17 protein-coding genes are annotated in these 15055 nt (G+C 45.1%); 10 read left to right on the plus strand and 7 right to left on the minus strand.

The features are described from left to right. Nucleotides 1-45: 45 nt before the first annotated feature. On the minus strand, nt 46-213 hold the full coding sequence (locus tag YWE_RS30865; protein WP_154661462.1) for a hypothetical protein: 168 nt from the start codon (nt 211-213) through the stop codon (nt 46-48). Between the two features lie 69 nt (nt 214-282). On the opposite strand from YWE_RS30865, the gene sfsA reads away from it, so the two are divergent. The 6 genes from sfsA (at nt 283) to YWE_RS29295 (ending at nt 6044) form a co-directional block, all read left to right on the plus strand. Further along, the gene (gene sfsA / locus YWE_RS0124575; protein WP_029096824.1) at nt 283-987 is read left to right on the plus strand and encodes a DNA/RNA nuclease SfsA; all 705 of its coding nucleotides are present in this window, start codon (nt 283-285) and stop codon (nt 985-987) included. A 200-nt stretch (nt 988-1187) separates the two neighbouring features. Further along, on the plus strand, nt 1188-1643 hold the full coding sequence (gene dksA / locus YWE_RS0124580) for an RNA polymerase-binding protein DksA (RefSeq protein WP_029096825.1): 456 nt from the start codon (nt 1188-1190) through the stop codon (nt 1641-1643). A 132-nt stretch (nt 1644-1775) separates the two neighbouring features. Next, nucleotides 1776-2663 carry a tRNA glutamyl-Q(34) synthetase GluQRS gene (gene gluQRS / locus YWE_RS0124585; protein WP_029096826.1) on the plus strand — a complete coding sequence of 296 codons (888 nt, stop codon included), beginning with the start codon at nt 1776-1778 and terminating at the stop codon, nt 2661-2663. 120 nt (nt 2664-2783) lie between these two features. Then, nucleotides 2784-4181, plus strand: coding sequence for a polynucleotide adenylyltransferase PcnB (pcnB, locus tag YWE_RS0124590; protein ID WP_071605934.1), 1398 nt, complete (start codon nt 2784-2786; stop codon nt 4179-4181). 105 nt (nt 4182-4286) lie between these two features. Further along, nucleotides 4287-4784, plus strand: coding sequence for a 2-amino-4-hydroxy-6-hydroxymethyldihydropteridine diphosphokinase (gene folK, locus YWE_RS0124595; RefSeq protein ID WP_029096828.1), 498 nt, complete (start codon nt 4287-4289; stop codon nt 4782-4784). 183 nt (nt 4785-4967) lie between these two features. Next, a complete protein-coding gene (locus tag YWE_RS29295) occupies nt 4968-6044 on the plus strand; it encodes a GGDEF domain-containing protein (RefSeq protein WP_029096829.1) in 1077 nt (358 codons plus the stop codon). Nucleotides 6045-6060: 16 nt separating this feature from the next. On the opposite strand, the gene YWE_RS28640 is transcribed toward YWE_RS29295, so the two are convergent. From YWE_RS28640 to YWE_RS0124620, 4 genes are all read right to left on the minus strand, one after another. Next, nucleotides 6061-7350: a polysaccharide deacetylase family protein gene (locus YWE_RS28640; protein WP_051323567.1), complete on the minus strand. Its 1290-nt coding sequence runs from the start codon at nt 7348-7350 to the stop codon at nt 6061-6063. A gap of 120 nt (nt 7351-7470) precedes the next feature. Then, a complete protein-coding gene (locus YWE_RS0124610) occupies nt 7471-8022 on the minus strand; it encodes a DUF1287 domain-containing protein (protein ID WP_036017101.1) in 552 nt (183 codons plus the stop codon). Nucleotides 8023-8078: 56 nt separating this feature from the next. After that, nucleotides 8079-8849 (minus strand): ABC transporter permease, encoded by a 771-nt coding sequence (locus tag YWE_RS0124615; protein ID WP_029096831.1) that lies wholly within the window; start codon nt 8847-8849, stop codon nt 8079-8081. After that, nucleotides 8846-9772 carry an ABC transporter ATP-binding protein gene (locus YWE_RS0124620; RefSeq protein WP_029096832.1) on the minus strand — a complete coding sequence of 309 codons (927 nt, stop codon included), beginning with the start codon at nt 9770-9772 and terminating at the stop codon, nt 8846-8848. The genes YWE_RS0124615 and YWE_RS0124620 overlap by 4 nt, the downstream gene beginning before the upstream one ends. A gap of 352 nt (nt 9773-10124) precedes the next feature. Between YWE_RS0124620 and can the strand changes: the two genes are divergently transcribed. Then, nucleotides 10125-10778: a carbonate dehydratase gene (gene can / locus YWE_RS0124625; protein WP_029096833.1), complete on the plus strand. Its 654-nt coding sequence runs from the start codon at nt 10125-10127 to the stop codon at nt 10776-10778. Nucleotides 10779-10927: 149 nt separating this feature from the next. On the opposite strand, the gene hpt is transcribed toward can, so the two are convergent. Both hpt and YWE_RS0124635 read right to left on the minus strand, forming a co-directional pair. Beyond that, entirely contained in the window at nt 10928-11464 is a 537-nt protein-coding gene (gene hpt / locus YWE_RS0124630; protein WP_029096834.1) for a hypoxanthine phosphoribosyltransferase, read from the minus strand. A 305-nt stretch (nt 11465-11769) separates the two neighbouring features. Further along, nucleotides 11770-12432: a TetR/AcrR family transcriptional regulator gene (locus YWE_RS0124635; RefSeq protein WP_051323568.1), complete on the minus strand. Its 663-nt coding sequence runs from the start codon at nt 12430-12432 to the stop codon at nt 11770-11772. Between the two features lie 115 nt (nt 12433-12547). Between YWE_RS0124635 and YWE_RS0124640 the strand changes: the two genes are divergently transcribed. The 3 genes from YWE_RS0124640 (at nt 12548) to YWE_RS0124650 (ending at nt 14987) form a co-directional block, all read left to right on the plus strand. Further along, on the plus strand, nt 12548-13759 hold the full coding sequence (locus tag YWE_RS0124640) for a Tm-1-like ATP-binding domain-containing protein (RefSeq protein ID WP_029096836.1): 1212 nt from the start codon (nt 12548-12550) through the stop codon (nt 13757-13759). Between the two features lie 9 nt (nt 13760-13768). After that, nucleotides 13769-14599, plus strand: coding sequence for a phosphoenolpyruvate hydrolase family protein (locus YWE_RS0124645; protein ID WP_029096837.1), 831 nt, complete (start codon nt 13769-13771; stop codon nt 14597-14599). 67 nt (nt 14600-14666) lie between these two features. Further along, complete coding sequence (locus YWE_RS0124650; RefSeq protein WP_029096838.1) at nt 14667-14987, plus strand: Dabb family protein; 321 nt, start codon at nt 14667-14669, stop codon at nt 14985-14987. Nucleotides 14988-15055: the final 68 nt, after the last annotated feature.

Consider the following 15055-nt stretch of genomic DNA (forward strand, 5'->3'; position numbering starts at 1 on the left):
AATTCGAGTTGCACCGCGGCGGCAAGAGAGCTAGTCCCGATGAGCTTACTCAGGTAAGCGATTCGGGTGAGTGAGCCCAGCCAACAAAGATGCAGCCTGAAGTATGACGGGTATAGCAATAACTAAAAAAATCCAGCCCATAGTGTAGCAGTTGAGGTCATCGGAGAAACGGATATCTGAACAACGGCGAATAATGGTGGCATCGGCGGGCACATACCTGTACCTTATGCGCCCGAAACGCCCGAGTATTTTTGAGTCACGTATCCCATAACAGGAGTGATTATGCGCTTCCCTATGCCACTGCAATCCGCCATTTTAATTAAGCGCTATAAGCGTTTTCTGGCTGATGTCACCACGCCGGATGGCCAAATATTAACCCTACATTGTGCAAATACCGGGGCAATGACCGGATGCGCAGAGCCGGGCGATACCGTTTGGTACTCCACCTCATCAAATCCCAAACGTAAATATGCGCATTCATGGGAACTGACTGAAACTCAGGCTGGCGATTTCATATGCGTTAATACGCTACAGGCGAATGCGTTGGTAAAAGAAGCGATTGAACTGGGCCGCATTCCCGAGTTGGCAGGCTATTCAAGCCTGCGGGGTGAGGTCCGTTATGGTGAAGAAAACAGCCGTATTGACTTCCTTCTGCAGCATGACGATAAACCTGATTGCTATGTGGAAGTAAAGTCTGTCACCTTGCTTGAACAGTCCCGAGGCTACTTTCCTGATGCGGTCACGGTCAGAGGACAAAAGCACCTGCGGGAACTACAAAGTATGGTTGAACAAGGGCATCGGGCGGTTTTATTGTTCGCCGTATTGCACTCGGGCATTGACCAAGTTTCGGCAGCACGGCATATCGACCCGGTTTATGCCACCCTTTTTGAACAAGTTCAGAAGCAGGGTGTCGAAGTCGTCTGTTATAAAGCAAAACTCTCGCCAACAGAGATTATTTTGCAAGAACAAATATCCGTTATTAGTTAACTTTTTAGATGAAAAGTAATAAAAAAGTAGGTTTTGATTAAATAACCAGCAAGCGTGCATACAATATCATGCGTTTCTTCACAGCATTGTCATACTTAGGCTAGGAAAAATTGCTAACTGCATCCTCATCTGTTATTTATAGCGGCCTGATTTTTTCTCTACTTTAGAATTTACACTGCGTATTTTGTAGGAGAAGCAAAATGCAAGAAGGGCAAAAGCGTAAAACATCGTCCTTAAGTATCCTGGCTATTGCGGGTTTAGAGCCCTATAAAGAGAAGCCGGGCGAAGAGTACATGAATGAAGCTCAACGCACTCACTTCAAATTAATTCTTGAAGCATGGCGTGGTCAGTTAAGAGATGAAGTCGATCGTACTGTATCCCATATGCAGGACGAAGCGGCTAATTTCCCAGACCCGGCTGACCGGGCGACGCAGGAAGAAGAGTTCAGTCTTGAACTGCGTAACCGTGACCGTGAACGTAAGCTGATCAAAAAAATCGATAAGACGCTACAAAAAATAGCTGAAGATGATTTTGGTTTCTGCGAATCGTGCGGCGTTGAAATTGGTATTCGTCGTCTTGAGGCCCGTCCTACTGCCGATCTGTGTATCGACTGTAAGACTTTAGCTGAAATTCGTGAAAAACAAATGGCTGGTTAATCCGCGTAGCAATATCTGACGCAACTAGTTTACTCTGTCGAGGAGAACGGCTATCAGGCCTTATCGTAGCAGGTAGATGACGTAACAGAGGACTATGCTTAGATTAATGATCCACCGTCTATTAACGTATTGATGACTAACAACCATTATGTGGGGCGATTTGCCCCTTCTCCCTCTGGAGATTTACATTTTGGTTCATTAATTACCGCGCTGGGTAGTTTTTTACAGGCGCGGTCAAACCATGGCCGCTGGCTGGTTCGCATTGAAGATATCGATCCTCCCAGAGAGATTGCCGGCGCAGCCTCCCGTATTCTGAATACCCTAGAAAATTATGGACTACATTGGGACGGTGATGTTTTATACCAGTCTCAGCGTCACGACGCTTATCGTGAGATTCTGAGTTGGTTATACCAGCAAAAACATTGCTATTATTGCCACTGTACCCGAGCCCGAATTCAGCAGTTGGGCGGCATATATGATGGACACTGTCGAGACCTTCAACTTCCAGCGCAAGGCGCCTCGGTTAGATTACATTTATCGCAGCCGGTTTATCGCTTTCAGGACCGTCATTTAGGTCAACTGTTTGCTGATACCGAGCGGGCACATGAAGATTTTATTATCCATCGCAGAGACGGGTTATTTGCCTATAATCTGGCGGTGGTGGTCGATGACCATTTTCAGGGTGTAACCGAGATTGTACGCGGTGCAGATTTAATTCAGCCAACCGTACAACAGATAGCACTCTACCGGCACCTGGGCTGGCCTGAACCATGCTATTTTCATCTACCGCTGGCATTGGATGCTGAAGGTCATAAGTTATCTAAGCAAAACCACGCTCAGCCCTTGCCAGACAATGCACCATTACCCGTATTGGCTAAAGCTTTAGCATTTCTCGGGCAGGCGTTACCGCCTGATTGGCAAGATGCAACGCTTCATACCTTACTGGAATGGAGTATTAAACATTGGGATAGCGATCGAGTTCCCCGGCAATCGGCTTTAGCTTCACACTTCTCATTCTAAAATGATTCAGTGTGAGCTATGATAGGCCGCCGTTTTTACCGTTCGCTATTTAATGACTATATTTGACTAGTGGTCCAACAAACGGCACCACTTACTGATACACAATGACCGAGGTGTCCTATTTTTACCCGCGTAGCTAATTTTTGCCGTAAGGTACTCACCAGAGAATCTGATACGGACACGCAGCAAGAAAGCCATCATACTGAAAGTGATGTGGCTATTATTCCTCGCGCGCAGCACACCATTTCCCGTCAGGAAATTAGCGATAATGCCCTGAAGGTGCTTTATCGTTTGAATAAATCAGGATATGAAGCCTATTTGGTTGGCGGCGGTGTTCGCGACCTCTTGCTGAATAAAAAACCTAAAGATTTTGATATTACGACCAATGCCACACCGGAGCAGGTGCGTAAATTATTTCGCAATTGCCGTCTGATTGGTCGTCGATTCCGTCTGGCCCATATTATGTTCGGGCCAGAGATTATTGAAGTGGCCACCTTTCGAGGCGGACACAGTGACAATGATGATAAAAACGCGTCACAGCAGGCCAACAACGGCATGCTACTGCGTGATAACGTTTATGGCTCAATCACTGAAGATGCTCATCGTCGCGATTTTACGATTAATAGTTTGTACTACAGCGCCGCTGATTTCACCGTTCGTGACTTTACCGGTGGTATACAGGATTTAAAGCAGGGCATTATCCGCCTGATTGGCGATCCGGAAACCCGCTACCGGGAAGATCCGGTAAGAATGCTGCGGGCGATACGCTTTGCCGCTAAGCTGGATATGCAAATTGAACCGGTTACCGCCGAGCCTATCGGTCGGTTGTCATCGCTGTTAAGTGAAATTCCGGCAGCCCGCCTGTTTGAAGAAGCGCTGAAATTATTACAGTCCGGATATGGTTACCCGACCTATCAACTATTGCGTCAACATCATCTGTTCAGGCCATTATTCCCAATTATTGCTAAGAATTTTACGCCTCAGGGCGACAGCAATATGGAACAGATTTTATCTCAGGTGCTAAAGAACACTGACACCCGCCTGCAAATCGGCAAACGGGTTAACCCTGCGTTTCTGTTTGCCGCAATGCTCTGGTATCCGTTGGTTGAACATGCTGAGAAACTGGCCCAGGAGAGCGGACTGGCCTATTACGATGCCTTCGCTTTAGCCATGAATGACGTATTAGATGAGCAGTGTCGTACGCTGGCAATCCCTAAACGCATTACCTCGTTAGTTCGGGATATCTGGCAATTGCAGTTACGCTTGCCACGTCGCCACGGCAGAAAAGCGTATAAGCTGATGGAACATCCTAAGTTCCGCGCCGCATTTGATCTATTGCAGCTACGCGCTGAAATAGAGAAAGGCGAATTATTGAAACTGACACATTGGTGGGATGAGTTCCAACAAGCGGATATCCAGCGCCAGAAGACGATGCTGACTTCGCTGGGTGATGAACCCTCAGCCCGACGCCATCGTTCACGGCGCCCGCGCAAGCCGTCACCAAAACAGTCGTCATAAGTAAAATGATAAGCCGCTTCACCGCGGCTTATCATTGAGTAATAACCCGCACAGCATCATACTCAACGCCATCGTTACCCGATATTTTCCCCGCAGGAGTTATCCATGACTCAAGTTTTTATCGCACTGGGAAGCAATTTAAATCAGCCGCTTGAACAGGTTGAAGCTGCCCTTTCCGCACTAAAGCAAATTCCACAAACCCGTTTAATTAATTGTTCTCCCTTCTATCGGACTAAACCTCTGGGCCCTCAGGATCAGCCCGATTATTTAAATGCCGTTGTTGAACTAGAGACCCAACTGCAAGCGGAAGAATTATTAGATGCGACTCAGGCGATTGAACTCAATCAGGGCAGAGTCAGAAAGGATCAACGCTGGGGGCCACGAACGTTAGATTTAGATATTCTGCTGTTTGGCCATCAGACTATCGCGACACCACGGCTAACCGTGCCTCACTATGATATGTTCAATCGCGGATTTATGCTTTACCCGCTGGCTGATATAGCGCCTAATATCATCTTCGCCGACGGAGTATCGTTATCTGAGCGTTTAAAACATATACCAAAGGATGGATTAGCACTCTGGTTCGGCAATAAGACCGATTAACAAAGAAAATAGCGCTGGTTAAGCTATTCGCAATAACAGAGACCATGTTGAAGAAAGTCCTCTGCTACATTCATTGAAACCGGGCTTATTTAAGGGTGTTTTTTTACAAAAATCCACCACTTAGCTATGCTTAATATTTCAATATGGATGAGTTTTTCTCACACAGAATCTTGGGGCTGCACCATGTTTTTAGAAGGAGTCATAATTAATATCAGTATGTTGATTACTGGCTTTTACTTCATCTCTAAACTATCGAAATTCCCTCTGGATGCGAATATCTCCCCGCTGAGACAGATATTAATCGGCCTATGTAATGGATTACTCTGCTTTATATTAATGAAGTTTTCTATTCCGACATTCAGCCATACGCTGATCGATTTCAGACATATCCCTCTTATTATTGCGGCATGTTATATCGGCGCTATTCCTACCATGATCACGGCAATTATGATTGCCATTACCCGATTAACTTTTGATATATCACCAGCGACAATAACAATATCAACATGTTATATATTTATTGGCATTATATTATCGATATATAGTCAACATTCTCAGCGCTCGATGCGTTATCGTGCCATTCAGTTCAGTACCATCACGATCGTTATGATCTGTGTAAGCTACCTTTTGATCACAAAAGACTTGATTCGAACGCTGATATTTACCGGTTTGATTACCTCTTATTCCACCGTCGGATTGCTGCTGGCATTTATGTTATTAAAAGATCTTAAAAAGCAGAAAACTGACATGATGGCCTTTCAAGATCAGGCTCAACAGGATTTCTTAACCCGCTTATTGAACAAGCGTATGTTTGAGCAAACCCTAAGAGATATGCTCAACGCTGAAGAAAACATCGTCTTAATGCTGATGGATATTGACTATTTTAAACAGGTTAATGATAAGCACGGCCACGATGCCGGAGATACTGTACTTAAAGAGGTCGCTGAAATTCTGAATACCTATACCGAATATCAACAGAAAAATTACCGTATCGGCGGAGAAGAGTTTTCAGCGGTTTTTACCGATAGCCCGGTACTATCAGTGATTCGTATAGCCGAGAAAATTCGACAGCAAATAGCCAGCCACCCGTTTATTCTGCCGGATGGCAAAGTCATCCACATCACGATTTCAATCGGTTTGAGCTGCAGCAAGAACGTAGCCAAAAATAGCATATCTTTATTTCGCCGAGCTGACAGAGCGCTGTACCAGGCGAAATCAGACGGTAGAAATAAAGTTATCTACGCGACTGATGACGCCTAATCCCAATAAAGAATGGCTATTGGGGCTGATATATTGGTGTTATATCGGTACGGGTATTGGCAATACGTTCAGCCATGGTGCTAATAGAGTCATCGCTTAATACATATAAGCGTTTAAGGGTAAATGGATTATCGCCGGGCTTCACCTTACCTCTGACCGTGGTTACTGCTAAATGATAACCCGCCAGTTTTGCCGCCTGAATGGCGCTGTCGTTGTAGCCACCAAACGGGTAGGAGATATAAAGCACTTTGGGATTGAACTGGCTCAGCGCTCTGCTGGAGCGTTCAAAATCCAGTTCAATGTTGTGTTCAGACCTGCTTAGCAAGATCGGGCGGTTATCATCAGAATAACGGTGTAAGAAATGGGTGTGAGACTGAATGTCAAATACGCTCTGAATCTCCTTTAACTCACTGATACTCATAAACTGCAACGAGTCGGGATCCCACGCTTGAGGTTGGCCTTTAATACGTGAAGAAATAATAAATGCCGTGGCCTGCTGCCCGTACTTTTTTAGAATCGGATAAGCATAGCGATATACCGACTTGAGTCCGTCATCAAAGGTTAAAACTACCGCTTTAGCGGGAATATTTAACGTATTATTCAGGTAGCCTTCCAGCTGATACATTGAAATCGTTTGGTACCCGGCCTCTTTCAGGTAGGCCATTTGAGCATCAAAAGCGGTGTCTGACGTGGTGGTCGAGGTATGGCGGAATAACTTATTCTCATCGTCTTTCAGAACGTGGTGATAAGTCAAAATAGGCAGGCCATTATCCAGCTCACACTCATCAGCCTCAATATACTTAACATCATCACCGATGTTAATTTCATACCACAATTTATTATCGCTATCCCTCAAGCGGCCCATGATGGGATAACGTAAATTCTCGTCCAATGTGCCAAATACCGGACTTTTCACATCGGCACGATCAAATACTTTTATTTGCTTGGTGGTAATCAAGTTTTGGTTGAGCTTTTGCAACCCGGCAAGCTCTAAGCCAAAAATCTTTCTGGATTTTCTTATCGGAATAAAGGCATCTTTAGGTATAAGCCCATGAGCGTTGCCGAAGGTGAATTCATAATATTCAGCGCTAAGGGGATAAACCATTAGCTCCTCACCTTTATTCAGCTCACCGACTTTAATCACATCATTGCCGACCTGAGCCAAAATTTCACTATTGCGAATCATCCTAACCTGAACGGGGATCATATCGTCACTATCAAAATCTACGTCCTCTTCTGCATAGGCAGATGAAAATATAAATAAAGGCAGAAGGATCAATAGAATAGAAAGTTTTCTAAAACTCATAAGTGATGTTTTTCTTATAGATATACAAATGGTTTAAGCATGACTGAATATAGAGAATATTTTTATCGGCAATCATGAGATAACGCAAGAAGTGATGAAAAATTCATCACTAAGATTTATCTATTGAGAGAAGTAACGAAAATGCCCGTTAATCTTCCATAAAAATAAGATGTCTTCAGCCTTCACACCGGCACCAATATTATGAATAACCAAAGGCCGGCCTTCACGCGTATGGCGATCGGTAACAATACCAATATGAGGCAATCCATTATCCAAACGCCAGGAAACAATGTCTCCGGGCCGATAGTCATCGGCATTAAGCGTTATTGGCCGCTCCATTTTATGCCGTTTAAAATAAGTTTCAAGGTTCGGCACTCTGCGATGATCAATATTTGTATCCGGTCGTTTTAAACCCCAATTTTTGGGGTAGGCCGAAAAGTTAGCTTTCATATCCTGATGAACTAATTTCTGCAGATCGGCGTTCTGCTGTCGCAAGGCGCGGATAACCACATCTGAACACACTCCGCGTTCAATCGGCACATCGCCACCGGGATAGCTCAACGAAGCATATGCCGGGTCGTAAAATAGCGTTTTACCTATCTGTTGTTCAGCACCGGCAGCCAGTTCGCGGTTGCCGGCATAAAGCGGAAGGCAAAAAGTCAGCGCTAACATTGCTGCCAGCGCTCGGATATATATTGACATATTCCTCCATGAATAATCAGTAATGACTAGCTACGCAGTCCCTTTCCTTTAGAAATCAGCCACCAGCTCAGCAGATAAAATACCACGGTAAAGGCAATAAGCACGCTAAAGGTGAGTGTTAAAGAAACATCAGAAATTCCCAGAAAACCATAGCGGAAGCCGCTGATCATATAAACAATCGGGTTAATCTTCGAAACGACTTGCCATACAGGAGGTAACAGCGTCAGCGAATAAAACACACCGCCCAAATAGGTTAACGGAGTCAGCACAAAAGTCGGAACGATACTGATATCATCAAAAGACTCGGCAAAAATAGCGTTAACTAACCCGCCCAAAGAAAACAGCACCGCAGTCAGCAGTAACGTGACGGCAATCACCCACCATGAATGGATTTCTAATGGCACAAAAAACAGCGAGATGAGCGTGACTAAGACACCAACGCAAATACCACGCGCAACCCCGCCACCGACAAAGCCAATAATCACAATATGCGTTGGCACCGGAGCAACCAATAGCTCTTCAATACTGTGCTGATATTTAGCACCAAAAAATGATGAAGCGACGTTTGAGTACGAGTTAGTAATGACTGACATCATAATTAAGCCGGGGACGATAAACTGCATGTAGTCCACCCCCTGCATATCACCAATCCGTGCCCCGATTAAATTACCAAAAATAATAAAATACAGCGTCATGGTAATCACCGGTGGAACCAGCGTCTGTACCCAGATACGACCAAAGCGGGTGACTTCTTTAATCCAGATACTTTTTAGCGCAACCCAGTACAGGCGAATCATTCCGCATCTTCCTTATAATCATTAACCAGATGAACAAATAACTCTTCCAAGCGGTTGGCTTTATTACGCATGCTGGAAACAGCAACGCCCTGAGCACTAAGCTGAGCAAATACGCTATTCAGCCCTTGTTCCCTTTCTACATCAACTTCTAAGGTCGCTGTATCAATCAGGCGGCTGGAATAGCCTTCTAGCTGTGGAATAGGGCTTTTCGGCGCTAAGTCCAGAATAAAGGTTTCAGACTTCAGCTTAGAGAGCAGCTCACGCATCGACGTATTTTCGACCAATTCACCCTGGCGAATAATGCCGATATTACGGCAAAGCATTTCAGCCTCTTCCAGATAGTGGGTGGTCAGAATAATAGTGATCCCCTGCTGGTTTAACTCTTTTAAGAATAACCACATAGAGCGACGTAGTTCGATATCAACGCCGGCAGTAGGTTCATCAAGGATCAGTAGCTTTGGCTGATGCATTAGCGCACGAGCGATCATCAGGCGTCGTTTCATACCGCCGGATAGGCGCATCGCCTTTTCGTTACGTTTTTCCCAAAGCTCTAAGCGTTGTAAATATATTTTTGCCCTTTCCAGCGCTTCATGGCGAGGAACGCCATAATACCCGGCCTGAGTCACCACGATTTGCAGCACGGTTTCAAAAGGGTTGAAGTTAAATTCTTGAGGCACCAGCCCCAGTTGGCGTTTGGCATTAACTAAATCGCTATCAATATCATAGCCAAATACTCTAACCTGCCCGGATGTTTTATTAACCAGAGAGCTAATAATACCAATGGTGGTGGACTTTCCGGCCCCGTTAGGGCCTAGCAGCGCATAGAAATCGCCAGCTTCCACGGTCAGATTGATGCCCTTCAGAGCCTTTACGCCACCGGCGTAAACTTTACTTAATTGCGATAATTCCAACGCATATGTCATATCTTGGGGATTACCTTGTATCGGATACTAAAAAAATAAGCGGTCGATAGAAATGTAACAGACCATTATCGTAGCTTAACCCGTAAACTTGTACCTGAACATATAAAAAATTAACAGTATAGAAACATGTAATTCAGGTATAAAATCACCAGATAATCGTTAATTATCCGGCTGTTATTGCCGTTGCCCATTCATTTTAAGCAGAAAACGCCCGCATAAAAATGGCCAAAACGGCATGAATTTCTTGCCCGCAGTAACAAAGCTGGACTATGTTAATTCAGTGGTTCCGTTTTGAAAAAACCACTCGTTATCTTATATTAACGCCATTGCAAACTATGAGCTAATAAACAGCATGAAAGAAATTGAACGATTGATGCATAACAATGAAACCTGGTCAGCCAGCATGTGTAAGGACGATCCGGAATTTTTTGAACGTCTGGCGCTGGCACAAAAACCTCGTTTTCTATGGATTGGCTGCTCTGACAGCCGCGTCCCCGCTGAACGCCTGACCGGATTAGAACCCGGTGAATTATTTGTGCATCGGAACGTAGCAAACTTAGTTATTCACACCGATCTTAACTGTTTATCCGTGGTGCAATACGCCGTTGAAGTTCTGGAAATTGAACACATTATTATTTGTGGTCACTATGACTGCGGCGGTGTAACGGCGGCCATAAATAACCCAGAGCTTGGCCTGATCAATAACTGGCTGCTGCACATTCGCGACCTCTGGTACAAACACAGCTCGCTTATCGGTGAACTTCCGCCAGAAAAACGTGCAGACCTGTTAAGTGAAATTAACGTGGTTGAGCAGGTATATAACCTTGGTCACTCGACAATTGTTCAGTCAGCCTGGAAAAGAGGCCAGAAAGTGTTAATTCACGGATGGGTTTACGGCATGCAAGACGGTAAGCTACGGGATCTGGAAGTTAGTGCATCCAGTCGCGAATCGCTGGAGCTGCTTTACCGCAAAGCCATTTCTAACCTACTGACAATCAAAAAATAATTTCACTAAAACCGTCAATAAAATAAAAGCTGAACGGGTACCTATGTTCAGCTTTTATTTTTTATAGCCTAAATAATTCGAGTTACATTGCGGCGGTAAGAGAGCACCGCCAACAAAGATGCAGCTTGAAGCATGACGGGTAATCAGGGCTATTCGTCCAACATCACCACTTTACCTACATAGGGCAAATGACGGTAACGCTGGGCGTAGTCAATACCATAACCGACCACAAACTCGTCCTCAATAGAGAAGCCGATGTAATCGATAGGGACAATTATTTCACGTCGTGACGGCTTATCCAGCAGGGTACATAACGCGACAGAATTAGGCTCACGGAGCTCTAATATCTCTCGCACTTTAGTCAGGGTATAGCCAGTATCAATGATGTCTTCAACAATCAGTACGTCTTTACCGCGAATGTCTTCATCTAGATCTTTTAGAATCTTCACATCACGATTACTACTCATGCTATTACCATAGCTGGATGCAGTAATAAAATCGACTTCATGGTTTACGGTGATCATACGGCATAAATCGGCCATAAAAATAAAAGAACCGCGCAGTAAACCGACTAAGACCAGCTCTTTACCACTGTCGCCATAGCGTTCGTTAATTTGATGAGCAAGTTCAGCAATGCGTGTTTTCACGTCTTGCTCGGTAATCATAACTTCAACAATATGTTTCATAGCGAAATATCGGTCACAATATCAGACCGCATCATCCCTTGGACTGAAAGAAGGTCGAAGAGTTTAGCATAACTCAGTTGGCGGTGCGATTAGAGGATTAGAGAATATTGAGAAACAGCCTTGGGCAATAATAGCGCAGGCGTTATTGAATCAAGGTGATAAATTTGCAGGCCAGACGCCCCAAATAATTCGAATGGCATTGAAGCGGCGAGTCAGTTCACCTCAACGGCATAGATAACGATGCCATTAAGGTGAACAAACGCAGCCAACCAAAATGCAGCTTGAAGTATGACGGAGGTAAAAACTTAATTAATTAAGCCGGCATCTTCTTCAACCTGGCGGACAATCGCTTTGCCCATCCACTGGACGATATTTTGAATCTGCTCTGAATCAAGGTTCCAGATATCCTTAAATACCAGAAAGACTTCAGAACCATAAATCAGAGAAAACGCATGTTTCATACGCGCCAGTTCATCATTAGAAATTTTGCCATTCAAAGGTTCTGCTGCTAGTTCAACTAAACGTTTACGATTACCACGAACAAACAGAGCCTTATTTTCTTTATCCAATCTCTGAGCCCGTAAATCAGCCCATTGTTGTAAAGAGACCTGAAGTGCCGCCCGTAATGCGCCTTCATGCTTTTCCATTTGTGGATATGCAAACTCAAGTAGCGCAGAAATTCTTTCCCCGACGGTATCTTCCTTAGGTGACCAACGCTGAATTGGCCCCAGGCTTTCATCAACAATAGATGAAACTAACTCGCCCTGAGTCGGAAAATAGCGATAGGCCGTGGCCCGAGATACCCCGGCTGCGGTTGCAAGTTCAGTTATTGATGGAAACCACCCCTGTTCCAACATCCCCATTGCCGTATCAATCAGCTTACTTTGTGTTCTCGCTCGGGCGCGTGTTAGCGTTTGTTTACTCTCACTTGAAGAGATTTTTTGTCCGTTTTGTAGGCCATCTCTCATTTTCAATGTGATACTCCGGTCTCATTTTGGCTATAGTATATAGATCAGGTACATTAATGGCGTTCACTGAAAAACTGATACCTCGACTAAATTCTGATGCCAAGGAAGTGTTACGATGAAAAAGAAATCTATCTATATCGCCACAACTTTTGATACTAAAAGTGAAGAGGCTTTGTACATTCGAGACCTCATTATTGCAACTGACCTTTCGGTCACTACTATAGATTTATCGACCAAATCCTCTCAAAATCACCCGCAGGCTGATATATCGGCTCAAGATGTTGCCGCACATCATCCGGAAGGAATTCAGGCTGTCTTTTGTGGCGATCGTGGAAAAGCCATGGTGGCAATGGCGTTGGCCTTTGAACATTTTATCCTTTCTCGTGATGACATCGCGGGCATCGTGGGTTTAGGGGGATCCGGTGGAACCGCACTTATTACACCCGCAATGCAGGCCTTACCAATTGGTATGCCAAAGCTGATGGTCTCAACCATGGCGTCGGGCGACGTATCAAACTATGTGGGTGCCAGTGATATATCCATGCTCTATTCCGTTACTGACATTGCCGGGCTGAACCGGATATCCCGTCAGGTTTTAGCTAACGCCGCTCACAGCATCGCAGGTGCCGTCAAATTTGAGGTTCCGGAAGCTAAAGACGAAAAACCGGCTCTGGGGCTCACCATGTTTGGCGTGACAACCCCTTGCATGCAGGCTATTTCGGCACAGTTGTCCGAGCAGTTTGACTGCCTGATTTTCCATGCCACGGGAACTGGCGGAACGGCAATGGAAAAGTTAGCCGGTAGCCACCTGTTAAATGGCCTGCTGGATATCACTACCACAGAGATTTGCGACATGATGTTTGGCGGCGTTTTAGCCTGCGGACCGGATCGGTTAGACGTGGTTGCAAAAACTAAAATCCCTTATGTCGGTTCCTGCGGCGCATTGGATATGGTGAATTTCGGTAACCCTGACACCATCCCTGCCCATTATAAAGATCGACTGTTCTATCCTCACAATGCTCAGGTCACTCTGATGCGAACCACCAAAGAAGAAAATCAAAAAATGGGAGAATGGATCGGTCACAAGCTTAATGCCTGCGAAGGTGAAGTAAGATTTTTGATCCCTGAAGGGGGTGTCTCTGCGTTAGATGCGCCGGACCAATTATTCTGGTCGCCAGAAAACGATAAAGCACTGTTTGAAGCATTAGAAAAAACGGTTAACCAAACTGAACGTCGTCGTTTAATTCGCGTGCCTTATAACATTAACGACCCGCGCTTTGCTGAAGAAGCAGTTACCCAATTTAAAGAAATCTGGAATAAAAAATAAGGAGTCTATATGTCACGTTTCTCCCGTGAGGAGCTATTGAAAAAATTCCGCACCATGATTGAACGTAAAGAACCAATTATTGGTGGCGGTGCCGGTACCGGACTTTCGGCCAAGTGCGAAGAGGCCGGAGGGATCGATCTGATTGTTATTTATAATTCAGGTCGTTATCGCATGGCCGGCCGCGGTTCGCTGGCCGGTCTATTAGCCTATGGCAATGCCAATGACATTGTGATGGATATGGCGAAAGAAGTGCTACCGGTAGTAAAAAACACCCCCGTTCTGGCCGGTGTTAACGGTACCGACCCTTTTGTTAACTTCGATGTTTTTCTGGATGATGTTATCCGCACCGGCTTCTCGGGTGTGCAAAACTTCCCGACCGTCGGTCTGATCGACGGTAACTTCCGGGCCAATCTTGAAGAGACCGGAATGGGTTATGCCTTAGAAGTCGACATGATTCGCTTAGCCCATCAAAAAGGGCTATTGACCACCCCATACGTATTCAGTGAGGCAGATGCCATCGCAATGACCGAAGCCGGCGCCGACATTATCGTTCCGCATATGGGGCTAACCACCGGTGGTAACATTGGCGCAGAAACCGCCATGACCTTAAAAGACTGTGTCCCTATGATTAACGCCTGGGCTAAAGCAGCTAAATCAGTGCGCAAAGACATTATTGTACTTTGTCACGGCGGCCCAATCTCATCCCCTGAAGATGCCAGCTATATTCTGGCAAATTGCCCGGATTGCGATGGCTTCTATGGTGCAAGCTCAATGGAGCGTTTGCCAACCGAAGTGGCATTAACCGATACAACCCGTCAGTTTAAAAATATTACCCGCTAACTTAGGCATCATAAATGTCCGGCTACGCTTAGCGGACTAATTTTACTAACCGTAAGGGAACAGCAATATGATGAAGCACATTGTTTTACTGCAATTTAAAGAGTCACTGACAGCTCAAGAGATCAAAGAGGCTTTCATTTTACTTGAAGGATTAGGTAAGACTATCCCTCAGATAAAATCCTTTAAGTGCGGTAAATATGATAGCAATGAAGGCATGAACCATGGCTTCGAATACGGGTTTGAAATTGAGTTTGATAACGCAGAAGATCGGGATATCTATCTATTCCATCCGGACCACGTCGCCGTAGCCGGAAAAGTCATTCCGCTGTTAAAAAATGGCACTGACTCACTGATGGCTTTTGACTACGATCCGACCAAAGGCCTGTAGTCCAATTTGGACTGAATCGATGTGAATTTCAGATAAAATAAAGCCCGATAACATCACGTTATCGGGCT

The organism is Budvicia aquatica DSM 5075 = ATCC 35567 (assembly GCF_000427805.1).
In the GTDB taxonomy this organism is placed as follows: domain Bacteria; phylum Pseudomonadota; class Gammaproteobacteria; order Enterobacterales; family Enterobacteriaceae; genus Budvicia; species Budvicia aquatica.